The sequence below is a fragment of the Thermodesulfovibrio aggregans genome (assembly GCF_001514535.1).
Taxonomy (GTDB): Bacteria; Nitrospirota; Thermodesulfovibrionia; order Thermodesulfovibrionales; family Thermodesulfovibrionaceae; genus Thermodesulfovibrio; species Thermodesulfovibrio aggregans.
In genome coordinates this window covers 13,326-28,471 of the sequence record NZ_BCNO01000003.1, presented here as the reverse complement: position 1 = coordinate 28,471, position 15,146 = coordinate 13,326, and the positions used below count along the sequence as shown (strand labels likewise).

The window sequence follows — 15,146 nt, the reverse complement described above, 5'->3', positions numbered from 1 at the left end:
AAGTAGGAAACTTGACCTCATCTAAAAGGGATTGCGACCCATCGTTCCAATCAAAGAATACCTTAGGAATGCGTAAAGTAGGAAACTTGACCTCATCTAAAAGGGATTGCGACCATTCATAACCGTTGCATCCTGTAAATTCATCAAAAGTAGGAAACTTGACCTCATCTAAAAGGGATTGCGACTTACTGCTTTCTTTCCGTTTTTGGTAGTTGAGAGGAAGTAGGAAACTTGACCTCATCTAAAAGGGATTGCGACCCCTCCTCAACCGTCACATTCCTCACCAGAACTAACCTGTAGGAAACTTGACCTCATCTAAAAGGGATTGCGACACTCTATCCTCTGCCGTATCAAAAAACTCCTCTGAAGTAGGAAACTTGACCTCATCTAAAAGGGATTGCGACCGGATTTGCTTCTTTTTATTCCTATTCATTTAGCAGTAGGAAACTTGACCTCATCTAAAAGGGATTGCGACACATGGCTATATTATTATGGTTACAATTTTTATGAGAGTAGGAAACTTGACCTCATCTAAAAGGGATTGCGACTCAATAATCTTAGTCTTGTTTTCCATTTTACTCCTCCGTAGGAAACTTGACCTCATCTAAAAGGGATTGCGACGAAATCCTGTTTTTTGCTCCCACTCCCTATAAATGTGTAGGAAACTTGACCTCATCTAAAAGGGATTGCGACTCCTTTAATTTTTATTTACCCTGCTAATGCAGGGCTTCAGTAGGAAACTTGACCTCATCTAAAAGGGATTGCGACTCTCTTAATTCCTCAAAAACTTCTCTTGCTTCTTGCATGTAGGAAACTTGACCTCATCTAAAAGGGATTGCGACCAATGCCCCTGTCTCAATAACATCATGCTCATCGTAGGAAACTTGACCTCATCTAAAAGGGATTGCGACCTAATTTTCTTATGCCCTCATTCTCTCCATTTCCTTTCGTAGGAAACTTGACCTCATCTAAAAGGGATTGCGACCTCTTGAACCGATTAAACTCCTCATAATCTCTAAAACTGTAGGAAACTTGACCTCATCTAAAAGGGATTGCGACGTAAAAATCTGTATAATATTGTGCAAAATGTGACGTGTAGGAAACTTGACCTCATCTAAAAGGGATTGCGACGCTCATCACAGGATGTGAATAAATCTTTTGAAATAAGTAGGAAACTTGACCTCATCTAAAAGGGATTGCGACATGAAAAACTCCAAATCTAATTGGCCGTATGTTTCACGTAGGAAACTTGACCTCATCTAAAAGGGATTGCGACTTCCATGCTTTTTTTACTAATTCATTTCTCATTTTTACGTAGGAAACTTGACCTCATCTAAAAGGGATTGCGACATGTAGAGGAACCCCACTTGGCATCCTGATGTAGTAGGAAACTTGACCTCATCTAAAAGGGATTGCGACTTCTATTAAATCATTTGCCCATAAACTTAACTGGTTGTAGGAAACTTGACCTCATCTAAAAGGGATTGCGACCTTCGGGCGCTTCAATCTCTTCAATTTTTAAATCTTCGTAGGAAACTTGACCTCATCTAAAAGGGATTGCGACTGCATTCCTATTTCAACATCATCAACCACAATGTTTTTACGTAGGAAACTTGACCTCATCTAAAAGGGATTGCGACCCATTTAACTTCAATTATCAAATCTTGTGGTGAGGTAGGAAACTTGACCTCATCTAAAAGGGATTGCGACTTTGTAAATCTTCCTGCTCCACAGCAGGAGCAGGAGGTAGGAAACTTGACCTCATCTAAAAGGGATTGCGACCCTTAAAAAATGTTGTTTTACAGCTTAATCAAAAAGTAGGAAACTTGACCTCATCTAAAAGGGATTGCGACTTCTTGTGGTGAGGTGCGTTCACCACAACCATCCCGTAGGAAACTTGACCTCATCTAAAAGGGATTGCGACTTATCTTTTCTATTTCTGCTTCCTTTTCTGCTAAGTAGGAAACTTGACCTCATCTAAAAGGGATTGCGACCGACCTTCTTACCCTTGTCCTTCTTCAGACCTGGGATGTAGGAAACTTGACCTCATCTAAAAGGGATTGCGACAGAAAAAGGCTTTTTGCTACCTTGCATGATAGCATTAAGTAGGAAACTTGACCTCATCTAAAAGGGATTGCGACATTTAACTTCCAAATATAATTCTTGTGGTGAGGTGCGGTAGGAAACTTGACCTCATCTAAAAGGGATTGCGACTACTTTTTCCTATTCTTTGTGCAAGCCAATATTCAGTAGGAAACTTGACCTCATCTAAAAGGGATTGCGACTCTATCCGTTTAAACATGTGTTTTTCTATTGCTCGTTTGTAGGAAACTTGACCTCATCTAAAAGGGATTGCGACCGCCTATTTCAAAGACACTCTCTTCATGCCCGAATGTAGGAAACTTGACCTCATCTAAAAGGGATTGCGACCATCTGATTTTCTCTATTTTCTTCTTGTATTTTTTTGTAGGAAACTTGACCTCATCTAAAAGGGATTGCGACCAACTTCATTTATACCATCTTCAGCTGGAATCTGTAGGAAACTTGACCTCATCTAAAAGGGATTGCGACTCTGTGTCTCTGCTCATGCCGTCAGAGGTAGGAAGTAGGAAACTTGACCTCATCTAAAAGGGATTGCGACAAATAGTCAACCCAGAAGTAAACACTGAAGAGTAGGAAACTTGACCTCATCTAAAAGGGATTGCGACCTATTATTCTCTTCAACCTTCCCCTCTGCCATGTAGGAAACTTGACCTCATCTAAAAGGGATTGCGACTGCTCATTTTCTATTTAACCTTTCATTTATTGTTTTTGTAGGAAACTTGACCTCATCTAAAAGGGATTGCGACCTTTTGTTTCCATTTTTCCCTCCTTATTGAGTAGGAAACTTGACCTCATCTAAAAGGGATTGCGACTTTCAGTGTTGAGCAAGCATATTTGTCACTGCGAGGGTGGCATTCCACCTGAAGCAGTCTTTCCATTTCTACAGAGTTGAAACGAAGAGATTGCGTCCCTCTCGCTGTGCTCGGGGTCGCAATGACGAGAGAGAGGCGAGATTGCTTCGTCGCTGACGCTCCTCGCAATGACAAAGGAGAGCCCGCCCTTGGAAACTTGACCTCATTTAAAAGGGATTGCGACTGATTAACAGTTTCTTCTTTTTCTTTTCACCTCCTGCAAATATTTTTATTAAAATATCTGAAAAATTGCCCTTTTCCACCAACATCTCATCTATTCTCCAATCCTCTGGAGAGCCTGCAGTACCGCCAATTAATGGATAGAGACAGTCTATTGTTGATTTAACAACTCCTGTTGCTATGTCACCTATGTTTATTCTCTCTGGGAAGGATAGATGTAGTGAGAATTTATCTCCCTGTTTTGCTGGCTTTATACCTTTTGAAGCCAACCATTCAGGAATTTCTTTTGATTTTGCTGACCTTGGCATCTCACCTGAATAAATATCATCTATCAGCAACTTTCCCTTGATTGACGGAGGAGAATTCTTTGATAGTTCAATCTCAACTCCTTCAAAAGCATTTATTGTCTTCCTTGCATACCACCAGATGATATTGGCTCTCTTCCCTCCAAAGTAACCCTTTTCATTTACAAGAACAGATAAAACTGGCTCAACGAGGTTGTCAAGATCAAAGGGCTGTTTGTTGTGATGCAAACTTTCAAGATGAAATATAAGTTTCAAACCTCTGTAAGTGATACCTTCTTTTTGCGATGGTATTTGATTTCTCAGCGTTTCCTTCCAGTCTTTTTCCAGCTTTGTTGCAAAGGGAACAGCTTTTCCTTTGATAAATATCCTCATTCTATAACCTCAATATCGTCCGAGTTACATTTAGGACATCTTAAATTTTCAAATGTTTTCAAATCTCTAAACAGATTGTGATACTCTTCAGGAGTTTTTGGGGCATCACCATATCCTCCAACAGTTATGGTAAACTCTTTGCCACAACTCTTACACTTAACTTTTTTCTTTGTTTTTGGCACATAAATAGGCATTTCTTCTCCTTTTTAACAATTATATTTTATAAGTCATCAATTTTCAATCTCTTTTAAATTATAGCAAAACATGATTGACAGCATGTTGTCAGATTGAATGCTAAAGTATTTTTATGAAAAAATAAGTGACAGAAGATAGATTAACACTCCTATAAAACCACCGATAATTGTACCATTTATCCTTATATACTGGATGTCTTTTCCTACCTGCAACTCTATTAAATCTGTCATGGTTTTTGTATCCCACTTTTTTACCTGTTCTGAAATGAGATTACTGATGGCTTTCTTGTTGTTTTCAAGTATGTGAACCACGGCATTGATAATCCAGCTGTTTATTTTAATCCTTATCTGTGTTTCTTCAAGTAACTTGGTGCTCAGGCTTTGAAAAAATGAAAATAAATAGGACTTTGTCTTTGAATCGGGATTTTTAATATCCCGATAGACAATCTCCTTTATGTCATCCCAAACTCTCTCGATATATCTGTGAAGGATTGGATTTAAGATTATTTCTTCCTTTATCTTTTCCACTTTTTCTCTATATTCGTAGGAGTTTTTCAATTTATCTATGAGTCCATACACAGCATTGTTGAATTTAATTCTGAATTCATGATAGGGCTCATTGAGCATTGCATCAAGTGTATTTTCCACATTTATCACAACTTTGTTATATATCGTTTCGTCAACACCAAAAATCTCGAGATACCACGGAGTTTCCTCATTTATTCTTCTGTAAATCTCTGGTTTGTACTCATAAAAAAGACCTCTTATAAGTTTGATCAGATATTCAAATATCTCCTGATGCTTATTTTTTGATGTTAAAACATCAAGAATGTTGCCTAACAATGACGGGAGATCGAGAGATTTTATCCCTGAAATTATATTATCTTTGATAAATCTTTTTATTTCTTTATCATCCAATACAGAAACTATTTGCGGGATGAAATTGCAAAATTCTTCGGTTATTTTCTCAGTTGTCTCTCTTTTATTTAACCATCTGGCAAATCTAAGAGTTAGGTCTTCCTGTTCAAGCTTGTTTTTAATTGATTGGGGAGTCAGAAAATGGGTTTCAATAAAATTTCCCAGTGTTTCACCAATTCTGTCTTTATTATTAGGTATTATCGCAGTGTGCTTATATATCATTGGACCTAAGAATGGAACGAACCTGAAAATTTTTACACCTACTGGATATCTGAATAAGGCTGTAACTGCGAACCAGTCTGCCAGAGCACCTACCATAGCTGCTTCGGAAAAGGCTGTGATGATTTTAAAAAACGGATAGGACTTTTCAAGATTCTTAGAAAGGATAAAAGTAATGAGCATGAGCAGAAGAAGTCCTGTAGCCAATCTCTTCATCTTTAAAACCGACAACTCTTTCTCAGAAGAAACTTGTCTTTTTAGATTATTAAGAAACTTTGTAGAAAGCATAATAGAGATATGATAATCAGATTTTTTTGCATAATGTCAACGGAAAACAATATGAACAATGACATACTGTTGTCAGCACTGTTTTGATATAATCTGAAAAATTTTTGGAAGTTAAGTTAGGTCTTTGTAAATTTTCATGAAAAAAACCGGGTCAATTTTCAGTGAGAATTTTCATATAGTAGTATTGAAGAGTTGCAAACAGATATAGATGAATGGATTATACATTACAATGAAGAGAGACCACACAGTGGAAAATACTGTCATGGAAAAACACCCTTGCAAACATTTAGAGATACTATTCATCTTGGAAAGGAAAAAATGATAGGTTATAATTTAGGAAAAGAGATATAAAATCCGAAATGTCAGACCAAGTCTTGACTAATACAGATAAACTCAGGAAAAGGGGCTTTATTTTCTCTTTACCTAATCTCAGATACTTTTCTATTAAACTCCTTATAAAATAGATTATCTCAGATACTACCTTTGACTTTCTCACCCTATTAGGACGTATGCTGTTTGGCACTAATGCCTCAAGGCTTCCACCATTTTCTTTAAGCCTTTTATTCCATTTGCTTATTAATTTCCTGTCAACTTCAAATGCTTCTTTTGTTGCTTCCTCCCTATGCTTCTCATACAACTTGATAATCTTTAGTCTTTGCTGTGCTACTTCATTTTCTAAAATCTTCTAATGCTGGCAAACATACTCTGAAACCTCCTCCAGCCTCGTATTCTATTAAAAATAGGGTATGCTTTTGCATAATGATCCATTATCCCCTAATGTCGCATATGTGTTTTAACGTTTTCAGACCATTGAGATCCTTTAACAAAATAATTTTAGTATTACTAAAATGTAATTCTAAGTCGGAAAATTATAAAGTCTTCCATATTTTTTCAGACATATTCGCAATAAACCACTCAAAAAACACATTGCCTATAATGTAAGATTTGACTATTTTTTTCAAACATATTCGGAATAAACCTCCCCAATTCTTGCATTTAGTAACTCAAGCTCGATATCTCTGTCATCTCCAAGAACTCCATATGCATCTGCCCTGCAGTGTTTGCAATGAGTTATCTGAGAAATATATTGAGAGCAATGTTCTCTTAAGCTATTAAGCATCTTATGAGAAGGTCTTTGTAAATGCTTAAAATCAGCCTGTGGAATAAGTGGGATGATGTTCATAACTGTTGCACCAATACTGCCTGCAAGTTCTGCAATAGCTGGAATCTCCTCTTCATTGACAGAGGGAATTAGAACCGTATTTATCTTGATGAAAAAACCTTCTTTTGATGCTTCTCTGAAACCCCTCCATTGATTGGACAAAAGTATTTCTGAAGCTTCTTTTCCCCTGTAAATTTTGCCTCCGTAGGATACCCATGAGTAAATTTTTTGGGCAGTCTCCTCTTTCACAGCGTTGATAGTAATTGTAATTGTCTTTATTCCGTATTCTTTTAAGAGTGGCAGTTTTTCATGCAGATAAAGTCCATTGGTGGAAAGACAAAGTATAACTTCTGGAAACTCTTTTTTTACCTTTTCAAAAAACTCAAATGTTGAATTGTTTGCTAAAGGGTCTCCAGGACCCGCCACACCAATAACAGAGATGTTTTGCCCCCTATCAAATATCTCTCTCACTCTGTTTATCGCTTCTTCAGGGCTTACAACTATACTTGATACTCCTGGTCTTGACTCATTAACACAGTTATATTTCCTGTCACAGTATCCGCATTTAATATTGCAAAAAGGTGCAACGGGAAGATGAATTCTGCCAAATTTATGATGAGCCTCTGCTGAAAAACAGGGATGTCTTTTTAATATTTTTGGATCAAACAATAGCTTTTTCATTTTTCTCTCCTGTTCTAAGTCTTAATGCCATTTCAACAGGGCAAACAAAAATTTTTCCATCACCATGTCTACCTGTTCTGTTTACTTCCATTATCTTGTTTACAATGATCTCTACCATCTCATCCGGAGCAACAATTGTGAGCATTCTTTTTGGAACAAAAAGAGCAACCTTTGGTAAAGTATGCTCAAGGGCATAGGTTGACGGAGTAGGCTTAAGCTTTACAGCAGTGCAAAAGCTTTCTGGTAAATCTGAATCAAGCTCAATGCAGGTATCTCCTCTTTGTTTGCCTCTTCCCTCAACTCCTTGGAGTGTTAAAGATGCAAAACCTATATCTTCAAGAGCTTTTTTTGTCTCAGGTGTTTTCTCTCTTCTTATTATGGCAATAATCTCTTTCATAGTTTCTCCTCCCCTGTTCTGATTGTAAAAACTCGTTCCACATTACTTATAAATATTTTTCCATCACCAATAAATCCTGTGCGAGCTTTATCCTGAATTATTCTAACTACCTCTTCCACATCCTTATCATCTACAACCATCATGATTAATGTTTTTGGAAGTTCATCATAATGAATAGGTCCTACTTGAATTCCTTTCTGTTTTCCCCTTCCAAAAACTGGCATTTTTGTAAGCGATGGAAATCCAGCTCCTTCTAAAGCAAGTACAACCTCCTGCTCTTTTTCCGGTCTTATAAATGCTCTGATCATTTTCATGATTTTTCCTCCTTATTTATTAATTTTTTGAGCCACGGTGGTGGCGATGTTTTAATGGTTGAATAAAGTTTCTCAAGGCACTCTTCCACTGAAGTGCCTTCCATTACCTTTAAAGGCATTATACCTTTTTGTGAAAGCCTTGCTGCTGAAGGCGGTCCAATCTCTGTCATATAGATAATTTTGCAGTCTGAAAGGGATTTAACTTTCTCCCAGACAAAATCATTATGAAGTTCAGGATTATCTTTACTTTCCTCAATTTTCCTGTCTCTGTCTTCAGAGAATTGTCTAATCTCAAGAAATCTGTAACAATCCTTACCTATTTCATAGATAATAAACTGACCACATCTTCCAAAATGCTCATTGACAGTTTTACCATCTGTTGATGCGAAAGCTACTTTCATCATTGTACCTCCCTTGATAATAAATTGACCATGTCACATATAATATTTATGCTTCCTCTATAACCAATGGTTACCTTCTGGTTGTAACCAAAGGTTTTATAAACAGGGAATCCCATCTCATATAAAGGAGTTTTTATTTTCTTTGCCCTTTCTTTTGCATGACTGTTTGAAATAAGTAAATCATATCTTTCATTAATATTAGAAAGACAACCAATGACAACTCTTTCAGAAGGCAATACTTTAATTTCCTCATTTCTTTCAGGAACTACCACAAGCTTAATTGGCATTCCCATCTCTTCAATAAGACCTGCCAGATGAAATGCCATATCTGACTCTAAAGCCATAGCCACTGTCCTTCCTGTGAGTTCAAAATGAGCATCCCTCATAGTGTCGATCAAAGCTTTTCTTTCTCTTATAAATCTCTCAGGAATTCTCTTACCGCTAAGTAAAGAAAGAGTTTCTATAAACTCATCATTAGCCCTAATTCCACACATGCTTCCAATGACTTTAAAGTCTATGCCAGCTTTTTTCTTAATTACTTCACCTGCCTCAGCGAGACTATTCCCCACAACAATTGTAAATTCTGAGGATGCCATCTGCTCAATATTTTCTAAAGATGTTCCACCCTTTGTTATACTGGAAAAATCTCTACTTCCATCAAGATAAGACAAATCTGGCAGAATTAATGGTTTAAGTCCAAATAACTTAACTATTTCCTTCAGTTCAGCAAAATCTGCAGGAGTAAGATGTCCTCCAGCAATTATATTTATCTGTCTGTGTTTCTTTTTTACAGTTGAAGCAGGAATTAAGCTTAAAATTTTTTTAACAGCTTCTTTATATCCCCACTGCATTCCTCCATCATAATCAGGAAGAGGTAGATGCAAAAAACTAAAATCCCTATTTTTGAAAAGATTTACCACTTCATCAATGTTTTCGCCTTTCATGTATGAAAGTGCACCCGTGATTAATACAACAAGTTTTGCTCCTTTTTTAGCAAAATTCTCAATTGTTCCTTTAAGCTTTTCCTTTCCATCCATAACCACATCTTCTGTAAAAAGTTTTGTGCTTATCATTGATATGGGTTCTCTGAAGTGTTTTATAAGCAAAACTTTACCCAAAAAATTACATCCCTGGGCAGTGTGAAGAATGGGCATGGTTTTATTCACACCCTGCAAAGCCATCACAGCACCCACAAAGGGAGAATTTTTCAATGGATCAACAAAGGATTCTGCGTTGCTCACTATTATCTGAGGTTTCATACTTTTCTTGGAAGAATAAAAATTCAATGCCCTGCTTATATCTTCAGCAAGATTAACCAAACCTCTGTATCCAGCATAGGCCCTATGTCTTTCCTGATTTACATCAACAAAAGGAAAACCTTCTTTTATTGCAATGTATTGATTCCTGCCTCCTGCAATGAGTATATGGGCATTTCTGTCTTTCATTATTTTTAAAATATTTGCAGGCGAGGTATCCTCAAAAAGCAGGCAGTCTTCTGATACCAGTTCCTTTATTTTTTTCTCATCCTCAGCAGTGCTCTTTTTCACACCCACTGCAACAACCTCTAATTCAAGATCTTTTAAGGCAGAAATCATTGACCAAGACTTAACTCCTCCTGTGTATAAAACTGCTCTTTTACCCTTTATATTTTGGTATGCTTGAAGGCTTTCATTAAGTTTTTTCTCCTCCCTTTCAATTAGGCTCTCTATTTTTTCCAGATTAGCATCAGAAAAGGCACTGGCAATCTTTTTTAAAGCACGGGCAATCTCTGTTTTTCCAAAAAAAGAAACTTCAACAAAGGGAATTCCATATTTTTTCTCCATCTCCACACCTACATTCACAAGAGCTCTGCTACATACTATTACATTGAGCTTTGCCCTGTGGGCCCATTTTATCTCTCTAAAGGTTGAATTACCCGTAATTCTTGAAAGAATTCTAAAACCTGCCTCCTCAAGCAAAGGCTCAATAAAAAACTGATCACCTGCTATGTTATATTCACCTATGAGATTTATATCCCTTTTGCTAATTAAGGGTGGTTCTTCCCTCCCTATAACATGCTTAATAAGAACCTCTCCAGCTATACGATTCCCTAAATTTTTGGGACCAACAAATCCTGGAGCATTAACAGGTATTATTTCAATTTTGAGTCTTTTTGAAGCCTCCTGGCATATTCTTTCCAGATCCTCTCCAAGCAGTCCTGTTACACAGGTAGAATAGACAAAAATAGCCGGAGGTTTGAATTTCAGAGCTATGTATTCTAATGCTCTGTTGAGTCTTTCTTCGCTGGCAAGAATTACATCAAGTTCACCCAAATCTGTGGTAAAACCCATTTTATGAAAATTACCCTTAGTTGAAATAGTTCCCCTTGACTGCCATGAATTTGCACAGCAAGATATGGGCCCATGCACAAGATGCACTGCATCTGCAATAGGCTGTAGCACAATCATGGCACCATCAAAGGCGCATGATTCACCTCCTCTTGCCCTACAAAGCTTTTCTCTTTTTTCTGTTTGAACAGTTTTATTTAATGTTTCTACAATCATTTTCCCACCCCTACCTTATCAAATCAAAGCTTGGTGAATCTTTTGTCTGTCTATCCATTTCATCAAGAATGGTATTTACAATAAGAGTAAGTAAATTAAGAGCACCTGTATATCCAATAATTGGAAATCTATGCATGTGATGTCTATCAAATATGGGAAAACCAACTCTTATGAGAGGTATTCCCGTATCTTTCCACAAAGCTTTACAATAGGAATTTCCAATCAGCAGGTCAACAGGCTCTGTGAAAAGAAGGGACCTGAGATGCCACATATCCTTCTTTATGTATACCTTTCCCTCTGACCCAAAGAGAGGCTCATTCTTAAGTATTGCATAGGCATCCTTTTCAAACTCTTCGTCACCGTTTGTGCATACTATATGAACAGGTATTCCACCGAGTTCCATAATAAAACTGATTAAACCAATCAAAAGGTCTGGGTCTCCTATAAGGGCAAATCTTTTTCCATGAATATAGGAATATGAGTCAATCATGGCATCAACTACTCTTCCTCTTTCTTCAATAAGTTCATCTGGCACTGTCTTACCTGAAAGCTGGCTTATCACATCAATAAATAAATCTGTATTGGCTATTCCCACAGGATAGGGAACATTGACAAAGGGCTGTCTCCAGACTTCCTTTATGAATTCGCCTGTTTTCTGAGTAGAGTATTTCTGTAAAGCTACTGTTGCAATGGAGTTTATTGAATGGATGGCCTCTTCAATAGAAGTTCCACCTGGATACATTTCATAGTTACCTTCATTTGGAGAGTCAAGGGTATCGCTTATGTCTGCAAGCATAATGTAAGGCACTCCCATGATATTAAGTATTCTTTTTATCTCTCTGTAGTTGCCTGTGTAGGTGTCAAAACCGAGAATTATGTTAATTCTATCACTCTTAGATGTCTTTAAACCTGCTGTCAGGTAACTGAGAATTCCCTTTAGCATGTTATCATATCCATTAATGTGGGAACCTGTAAAACTTGGTGTATTTGCATAGGGAGTGTAAATGTTTGCTGGTATTAAACCCTGCTGTTTTGTCTTCTTAATAAAGGCATTCAGGTCATCTCCTATAACTTCAGCCATGCATGTAGTTGATATGGCAAACATTTTTGGCTTATAAAGAGCATAGGCGTTTTCAAGTCCCTCCATCATATTGCTTAAACCACCAAAAACTGCTGCATCCTCGGTCATAGAGCTTGAAACAGCAGGAACAGGCTCTTTAAAGTGTCTGCTCAGATGACTTCTAAAATAGGCAACACAACCCTGAGAACCATGCACAAATGGCAGAGTATCCTTGAATCCAAGAGCACAGAGTAATGCACCAAGAGGCTGGCATGCCTTTGCAGGATTTATTGTAAGAGCTTTACGGGCAAAGTTTTTCTCTCTGTAATCTTCTGTTTTTGTGTATTCTAAGACCTCATTTACTTCCTCTTCAGTGCATGGTATTTCAAACTTTTTCTTCTTCTCAAAAAGTTCTTTATAGTCTTCTCTTTTGTATAATTCCACATGGTCTTGTATTTTCATTTTCTTTTCCTCCTTATAAGTTTCCATGAAGGATTGTTTACAGCCATATCCATATCTCGAGCAAAAACAGGAAAACCATCAAATCCATGATACGGTCCCGAGTAATCCCAAGAATGCATCTGTCTGAAGGGAATTCCCATTTTGTGATAGACATACTTTTCCTTTATACCTGATCCCACAAGGTCAGGTTTGAGATTTTCAGTAAACTTTTCCAGCTCATAGTGGGATGGATCATCATAAATGAGAGAGTTTTTTGGCATCAATGGAAAGGTTCTCTCATAATCATCCCTGTGACCAAATTCATATCCTGTAGCAATAACAACCATGCCAAGGTCTTCATAGGCACCAACAATATGTCTTGGTCTTAATCCTCCCACATATAGCATTACTTTTTTACCTTCCAGTCTTGGTCTGTAATATTCAATCACCTTATCCATAAGAGGTTTGTATTTTTCTATTACTTTTTCTGTTTTTTCCATAATTTTTTCATCAAAATGCTTTGCTATTTTTCTCATGCTTTCATAAATCTTTGTTGGTCCAAAAAAGTTATACTCTATCCATGGAATTCCAAAGTTTTCCTCAAGATAGCGAGCAATATAATTTGTTGACCTGTAACAGTGAACAAGAATAAGCTTTGGTCTTGGTAACATGGTTAATTCATTTAGTGTGCAATCTCCGGGAATCTGAGCAATAACCCTTAATCCCATCTCCTCAAGAATTTTTCTTGAAGACCATGCTTCACCACCGATGTTGTAGTCACCGAGAATCAAAACATCATATGGCGTTTCCTCTTCTAAGGTTCCCTTTACTTTTCCCAAAACCCAGTCTCTAATGCTATCATTGGCAATATGATGACCAAGAGATTGGCTTATTCCTCTGAACCCCTCGCAACGAACAGGTATTACAGGAATTCCAAGTTCCTTTGTCATTTTTCTTGCAACAGACTCAATATCGTCTCCAATAAGACCTACTGGACACTCACACTGAATAGTGATACCCTTTGCAAGAGGAAACATCTCTTTTATCTCTCTGCAGAGTTGTTCAAGCTTTTTGTCACCTCCAAAAACAATATCATTTTCCTGAAAATCAGAGGTTATGTGCATTGTTACAAAGGTATCTATTCCTGTTTTGCCATTGTAGTAGTTTCTTCTTGACCACCAGCTATACTGTCCACAACCAACCGGACCATGACTTATGTGCACCATGTCTTTTATTGGCCCCCATACAACACCTTTTGAGCCTGCAAAGGCACATCCTCTTGAAGTCATCACTCCAGGTATTGTCTTTACATTTGACTTTAACTGGCAGGTAGAAGATGTGCATTCAGGATCATTTGAAAGAAGATGTTTTTTTCTCTCTTTTTTTGCCTTTTCAGGATAAATATCAATAACTTCCTCTATTAACCTTTCTGTATCCTGCTCAATTATTTTTATCATTTTTTTCCTCCTTTTAATCTAAAAATCCATATTTTGTAAGTAATTCCTCAAGTTCGTCCATTGTAAGAGGCGTTGGAATGCATAGATTTTTATTTTCTGCTATTTTCTTTGCCAGAGTCCTGTATTCATCAGCCTGAGGATGTTCGGGAGAATACTCAACTACTGTCATACGATTGAGTTCTGCCCTCTGAACTATGTTGTCTCTTGGAATAAAGTGAAGCAGTTGAGTCCCGAGTCTTTCAGCAAATTCTGAAACAAGCTCATATTCTTTGTCCACCTTTCTTGAATTACATATGAGTCCTCCAAGTCTAACACCTCCACTTTGAGCATACTTGAGAATACCTCTTGATATGTTATTTGCCGCATATATCGCCATCATCTCACCTGAAGTAACTATGTATATCTCCTTTGCCTTACCCTCTCTTATTGGCATTGCAAATCCACCGCATACAACATCACCAAGAACATCGTAAAAAACAAAATCAAGATCAGAGGTATATGCACCATTTTCCTCAAGAAAATTGATTGCTGTAATAACGCCTCTGCCGGCACAACCAACACCGGGTTCAGGACCTCCTGATTCAACGCACTTAACACCTTTATAACCTTCAAGTAAGACTTCCTCAAGCTCAAGGTCCTCCACAGCTCCTCTTTCTCTTGCAAGATCCATTACCGTTGACTGACTTTTTCTGTGAAGTATAAGCCTTGTTGCATCTGCCTTAGGATCACAACCCACAATCATACATTTGTATCCTGCCTCTGCAAGGGCAGCAACAGTATTCTGAGTGGTAGTGGATTTACCTATACCACCTTTTCCATAAATAGCAATCTGCCTCATCTTTAACCTCCAGTTAATTTTATTTTTTGTATTTATATCTTTGATATGCATTTTATATGCCAGAACTAACCCATTGAAAAATAAATATTTTTATGATGATAAACCAATTTTTGTTACATTTTTGTAGTTATTATGTGACATTTTTGAATATTAAAACAGAATTGTTTATTTTTGATTTTGAAAGTTAGAGAGGATTTTTAACCCTTACATAAAATCTAACCCTTTGATTTTTACACATACATACTTTAGCAGATACTTGCATTTGAAGCATTATGGAGAAAACTAAATTTAGATGAGACCTTCATTAAAGTACAAGCTTATTATGTGATAGAGTTTCTCCTAAGCAAAGAATTAAAGCTAATGGTGATAAACAGACCTTCAGATCCTCAAAGCAAGCTATCAACAAGCAATTCGATCTTTCA

General features: G+C 37.2%; 12 protein-coding genes, 1 pseudogene and 1 CRISPR repeat array. Of the genes and pseudogenes, 1 reads left to right on the top strand and 12 read right to left on the bottom strand.

The window, feature by feature from the left end:
• Positions 1-2: 2 nt before the first annotated feature.
• Positions 3-2,915: direct repeats of the CRISPR family, unit length 36 nt; unit sequence GTAGGAAACTTGACCTCATCTAAAAGGGATTGCGAC.
• 206 nt (positions 2,916-3,121) lie between these two features.
• The 3 genes from TAGGR_RS08745 to TAGGR_RS08735 form a co-directional block, all read right to left on the bottom strand.
• Entirely contained in the window at positions 3,122-3,811 is a 690-nt protein-coding gene (locus TAGGR_RS08745) for a hypothetical protein (protein WP_059176991.1), read from the bottom strand.
• The gene (locus TAGGR_RS08740) at positions 3,808-4,005 is read right to left on the bottom strand and encodes a hypothetical protein (RefSeq protein ID WP_059176990.1); all 198 of its coding nucleotides are present in this window, start codon (positions 4,003-4,005) and stop codon (positions 3,808-3,810) included. The genes TAGGR_RS08745 and TAGGR_RS08740 overlap by 4 nt, the downstream gene beginning before the upstream one ends.
• Before the next feature lie 111 nt (positions 4,006-4,116).
• Positions 4,117-5,358, bottom strand: a complete 1,242-nt coding sequence (locus TAGGR_RS08735; protein WP_059176989.1) for a DUF445 domain-containing protein — start codon at positions 5,356-5,358, stop codon at positions 4,117-4,119.
• A 246-nt stretch (positions 5,359-5,604) separates the two neighbouring features.
• Here TAGGR_RS08735 and TAGGR_RS10315 point away from each other — a divergent pair.
• Positions 5,605-5,781 (top strand): annotated as a pseudogene (locus TAGGR_RS10315) (integrase core domain-containing protein); the annotation flags it as partial.
• Here TAGGR_RS10315 and TAGGR_RS10770 read toward each other — a convergent pair.
• The 9 genes from TAGGR_RS10770 to nifH all read right to left on the bottom strand — a co-directional run bounded on the left by TAGGR_RS10770 (position 5,726) and on the right by nifH (position 14,724).
• Complete coding sequence (locus TAGGR_RS10770) at positions 5,726-6,067, bottom strand: hypothetical protein (RefSeq protein WP_059176988.1); 342 nt, start codon at positions 6,065-6,067, stop codon at positions 5,726-5,728. The pseudogene TAGGR_RS10315 and the gene TAGGR_RS10770 overlap by 56 nt on opposite strands.
• A 321-nt stretch (positions 6,068-6,388) precedes the next feature.
• The gene (locus TAGGR_RS08725; protein WP_059176987.1) at positions 6,389-7,273 is read right to left on the bottom strand and encodes a radical SAM protein; all 885 of its coding nucleotides are present in this window, start codon (positions 7,271-7,273) and stop codon (positions 6,389-6,391) included.
• On the bottom strand, positions 7,254-7,670 hold the full coding sequence (locus tag TAGGR_RS08720) for a P-II family nitrogen regulator (RefSeq protein ID WP_059176986.1): 417 nt from the start codon (positions 7,668-7,670) through the stop codon (positions 7,254-7,256). Before TAGGR_RS08720 ends, TAGGR_RS08725 begins: the two co-directional genes overlap by 20 nt.
• The gene (locus TAGGR_RS08715) at positions 7,667-7,984 is read right to left on the bottom strand and encodes a P-II family nitrogen regulator (protein WP_059176985.1); all 318 of its coding nucleotides are present in this window, start codon (positions 7,982-7,984) and stop codon (positions 7,667-7,669) included. Before TAGGR_RS08715 ends, TAGGR_RS08720 begins: the two co-directional genes overlap by 4 nt.
• On the bottom strand, positions 7,981-8,385 hold the full coding sequence (nifX, locus tag TAGGR_RS08710) for a nitrogen fixation protein NifX (RefSeq protein WP_059176984.1): 405 nt from the start codon (positions 8,383-8,385) through the stop codon (positions 7,981-7,983). Before nifX ends, TAGGR_RS08715 begins: the two co-directional genes overlap by 4 nt.
• A complete protein-coding gene (gene nifE / locus TAGGR_RS10310) occupies positions 8,385-10,928 on the bottom strand; it encodes a nitrogenase iron-molybdenum cofactor biosynthesis protein NifE (RefSeq protein ID WP_082673635.1) in 2,544 nt (847 codons plus the stop codon). The genes nifX and nifE overlap by 1 nt, the downstream gene beginning before the upstream one ends.
• A 10-nt stretch (positions 10,929-10,938) precedes the next feature.
• Positions 10,939-12,450 carry a nitrogenase molybdenum-iron protein subunit beta gene (gene nifK / locus TAGGR_RS08700; protein ID WP_059176983.1) on the bottom strand — a complete coding sequence of 504 codons (1,512 nt, stop codon included), beginning with the start codon at positions 12,448-12,450 and terminating at the stop codon, positions 10,939-10,941.
• Positions 12,447-13,886 (bottom strand): nitrogenase molybdenum-iron protein alpha chain, encoded by a 1,440-nt coding sequence (nifD, locus tag TAGGR_RS08695; protein WP_059176982.1) that lies wholly within the window; start codon positions 13,884-13,886, stop codon positions 12,447-12,449. The genes nifK and nifD overlap by 4 nt, the downstream gene beginning before the upstream one ends.
• Before the next feature lie 13 nt (positions 13,887-13,899).
• Positions 13,900-14,724 (bottom strand): nitrogenase iron protein, encoded by an 825-nt coding sequence (gene nifH / locus TAGGR_RS08690; protein ID WP_059176981.1) that lies wholly within the window; start codon positions 14,722-14,724, stop codon positions 13,900-13,902.
• Between the last annotated feature and the right edge of the window lie 422 nt (positions 14,725-15,146).

Excerpts from the sequence above, each read along its gene's own strand:
- TAGGR_RS08745 (WP_059176991.1), bottom strand. The coding sequence starts at position 3,811 with ATGAGGATATTTATCAAAGGAAAAGCTGTTCCCTTTGCAACAAAGCTG.
- TAGGR_RS08740 (WP_059176990.1), bottom strand. The coding sequence starts at position 4,005 with ATGCCTATTTATGTGCCAAAAACAAAGAAAAAAGTTAAGTGTAAGAGT.
- TAGGR_RS08735 (WP_059176989.1), bottom strand. The coding sequence starts at position 5,358 with ATGAAGAGATTGGCTACAGGACTTCTTCTGCTCATGCTCATTACTTTT.
- TAGGR_RS08725 (WP_059176987.1), bottom strand. The coding sequence starts at position 7,273 with ATGAAAAAGCTATTGTTTGATCCAAAAATATTAAAAAGACATCCCTGT.
- TAGGR_RS08720 (WP_059176986.1), bottom strand. The coding sequence starts at position 7,670 with ATGAAAGAGATTATTGCCATAATAAGAAGAGAGAAAACACCTGAGACA.
- TAGGR_RS08715 (WP_059176985.1), bottom strand. The coding sequence starts at position 7,984 with ATGAAAATGATCAGAGCATTTATAAGACCGGAAAAAGAGCAGGAGGTT.
- nifX (WP_059176984.1), bottom strand. The coding sequence starts at position 8,385 with ATGAAAGTAGCTTTCGCATCAACAGATGGTAAAACTGTCAATGAGCAT.
- nifE (WP_082673635.1), bottom strand. The coding sequence starts at position 10,928 with ATGATTGTAGAAACATTAAATAAAACTGTTCAAACAGAAAAAAGAGAA.
- nifK (WP_059176983.1), bottom strand. The coding sequence starts at position 12,450 with ATGAAAATACAAGACCATGTGGAATTATACAAAAGAGAAGACTATAAA.
- nifD (WP_059176982.1), bottom strand. The coding sequence starts at position 13,886 with ATGATAAAAATAATTGAGCAGGATACAGAAAGGTTAATAGAGGAAGTT.
- nifH (WP_059176981.1), bottom strand. The coding sequence starts at position 14,724 with ATGAGGCAGATTGCTATTTATGGAAAAGGTGGTATAGGTAAATCCACT.